4 protein-coding genes are annotated in these 2,572 nt (G+C 30.9%); all 4 read right to left on the bottom strand.

The window, feature by feature from the left end; all coding sequences use genetic code 11:
* Positions 1–128 precede the first annotated feature (128 nt).
* Positions 129–635 (bottom strand): mobile mystery protein B, encoded by a 507-nt coding sequence (locus tag NT175_00020; protein ID MCX6233101.1) that lies wholly within the window; start codon positions 633–635, stop codon positions 129–131.
* Positions 626–1,090: a mobile mystery protein A gene (locus NT175_00015; protein ID MCX6233100.1), complete on the bottom strand. Its 465-nt coding sequence runs from the start codon at positions 1,088–1,090 to the stop codon at positions 626–628. The genes NT175_00020 and NT175_00015 overlap by 10 nt, the downstream gene beginning before the upstream one ends.
* 332 nt (positions 1,091–1,422) lie before the next feature.
* On the bottom strand, positions 1,423–1,647 hold the full coding sequence (locus NT175_00010) for a hypothetical protein (protein ID MCX6233099.1): 225 nt from the start codon (positions 1,645–1,647) through the stop codon (positions 1,423–1,425).
* A gap of 156 nt (positions 1,648–1,803) precedes the next feature.
* On the bottom strand, positions 1,804–2,424 hold the full coding sequence (locus NT175_00005) for a hypothetical protein (GenBank protein ID MCX6233098.1): 621 nt from the start codon (positions 2,422–2,424) through the stop codon (positions 1,804–1,806).
* Between the last annotated feature and the right edge of the window lie 148 nt (positions 2,425–2,572).

Here is a 2,572-nt window from a genome sequence, read left to right as displayed (position 1 = left end):
TGAACAATGAATTTTGTCAAAACAAAAACTGCATCAATATCTTACAAATTATCCCAGCTTGCCTAATTTTTTGTATTCGTCCTGGAAATAGTATAGCTTTTTATCCGAATTTTGGATTTATGAATTATTCAGGTTAAATTTTTGTTACCCCAAGAAAATAATTTTTTTCCAAAAATTCTTTCTGTCATAATATCAGCAATTAATCTTGAATGTCTCCCGTTACCATGGGGGAAAGGATGAATTTTTACCATCCGATGTTTAAATCTAATTGCAATTTCATCTTCTGAAAAGGTATTTTCCTTAATCCAAAATTTACAATCATCAAGCAATTGTCGAAGCTCAATTCCTATATGTAATTTATCCACTCCTAAGTTCTTATTGGATTTACGGAATTGTCCAGCCCAAGTCCATACCTGGTTAAACATTTGTTTATGTAGTTCTTTTACAAATTGTTCTGTTAAGAATTCATCAATCGTAAATTTATGTTTAATAGTCCATTCAATTGCTTTTTCTATATTATGTTGCTCAAATTCATCCAATTCTCCTCTTGTTGAAATTGATTTAATTTTTAAACCTTCTTTTTCTTCCTCATCAAGTGGAGATTGTCCTTCAATATAAGTAAAATCTAATCCCATAAATATTTTGGCATTTCACGTATAATTTCTTCTGCCCGATTTTTAATTGCTTTTTCAATTCTTGCCTCAGAATTTTCCTGATCTTCTAACTGCATGGTCATAGACGTTCTCAAAACAATTCTTTCTGCAATCTCATATGCTCTTTTTTCAATAATATTCTCAATGCTTTTCTCTCCTGGTATAAAACCATATACAAATTTCATGTCAAGCGCTCTTGCCACTGCAGTTAATTTCTTTATTGAAATTGTTTCAGATTTTTCTCTTAATTCAATTTCTTTAACACTTTGTGCCGTTATACCCATTCTATTACCTAATTGTCTCAGTGACATTTTCATTGCAGTTCTTATTGAATAAACCCAGCCCTCAGACGGAATTATTAAGTTATCAATCTTATGCAACTGCTCAATTTTCTTGTCTAACTGTTCAATTATTAATTTTTGTTGTAAATTTTTCATAAGGTTATGTCCTTAATTATTTTTGCAAATATAAGGCTTAATCCTTAATTATCAAATTTATTTTAAGGCGATATCCTGATAAACGCAATTGTCTATAACTTAAGGCCGTCTATTAACTTCCCAGTCGTTTTGAGATTAAAGAAAAAAGGTACAAATATTCAGAGTAAAATGATATGATGTAGTTTTTAGGGGAAAGAGCTCACAACCGATCTTATGATGTACTCGATAAAGATCAGACCAACCTCACTATCCTCTTATTGTTTGCCTTTCATCTGCGTGTAATCGAAATCCTCCCGATAATTATCGGGATCGTTTGATCGTTCTCCCGCTATTCAGCGGGATAAACTCCTGGATGTTCCACTGGGTGTTCCGATCTTTCCATATTTTATATCTAATAATTCATCGAATGTTTTTGCATCCCGAATTGTTTTCATATTAACCTCCATTATTTTGGTTTTTCTATAAAATATTCTTTCATAAGTTTCAAGCATGTTCGATTTCCTTTTTTGGTGTTTTTTTTGATTTCTTTTTAAACCTGTAAGGAGAATTACAAGCATACCTGAATCAAAAAAGCAGAAGATTCTAAAGTCAGAATGAAAAGAAGAAACTCGAAACGGGTTTTAGACCGACTCACCTGTTGAAAGACAGGAAAGTTCGCGAGAAGTCCCGCCCTAAGAAGCTGGGAGTGAAGTCGCATGGCGTTTTTGCCCATGCTAGCGTTTGTAAGAATTAGATATATTAATAATACTATCTAACCTTTCGTTATTTAAATTACTCCCTGCATAGATAAGTAATGTGTCCTTGAAAACGTAATCTGAGTAATACAAACTCTTTCCTATTGAATCATTATTTATGAGCTGATCTGAAATTTGCATTCTTGCTCTTTTCATTTTGTGACCATAATACACATCCTCAAGTACAAAAACCGGAAATGAAAAGTTTGATTTTACAACAATTTGATTTATAGATTTTATGTCATAAGTTTCTGAAGTCATTAAAAATGCTAATCCATCTGATTTGTGTTGCTCAGCCATATATTGAAATAGGCTAATATTTTGACAATACTCTGCTTTGCAGAAAGGGAGCCATAAATGGATCCATGTAAAATTATAAAGCCTGGTTACAGCTTTGATGTCAGAACCATTTATTTCATAAATACAAAATTCGTTTGTGTTTAATTGGTTTTTGTCAACTAAATCAATGCTAAAATCCTTTATATACTGCCTTTGATTCTCTTTAAGCATTCTGTATTCATTTTCATTGATGGCAATAATACATGAAGAGAATTGAAAAATAATTAGAAAAAGAAGAAGTAAATTTATGATTCTTTTCATATTAATTCTTATGGGTACTTCTAAATACTAAAATGTTAATAACTATTTGAATATCAATATTTTGATATATTAATAATGCGTATTTTTGTATAAAACATAGAAAAATGCGTAAAAATAAATCCTACGGACTATTTGATGAGCAATTTCG

Source organism: Bacteroidota bacterium, from assembly GCA_026391695.1.
In the GTDB taxonomy this organism is placed as follows: domain Bacteria; phylum Bacteroidota; class Bacteroidia; order Bacteroidales; family JAGONC01; genus JAPLDP01.
Note: the sequence above shows the minus strand (reverse complement) of the source record. Positions and strands in the feature narration are given on the sequence as shown.

What these genes read in the sequence shown, in the direction of transcription:
- NT175_00010 (MCX6233099.1), bottom strand. Translation starts at nt 1,647, where the DNA reads ATGCTTGTAATTCTCCTTACAGGTTTAAAAAGAAATCAAAAAAAACAC.
- NT175_00020 (MCX6233101.1), bottom strand. Translation starts at nt 635, where the DNA reads ATGGGATTAGATTTTACTTATATTGAAGGACAATCTCCACTTGATGAG.
- NT175_00005 (MCX6233098.1), bottom strand. Translation starts at nt 2,424, where the DNA reads ATGAAAAGAATCATAAATTTACTTCTTCTTTTTCTAATTATTTTTCAA.
- NT175_00015 (MCX6233100.1), bottom strand. Translation starts at nt 1,090, where the DNA reads ATGAAAAATTTACAACAAAAATTAATAATTGAACAGTTAGACAAGAAA.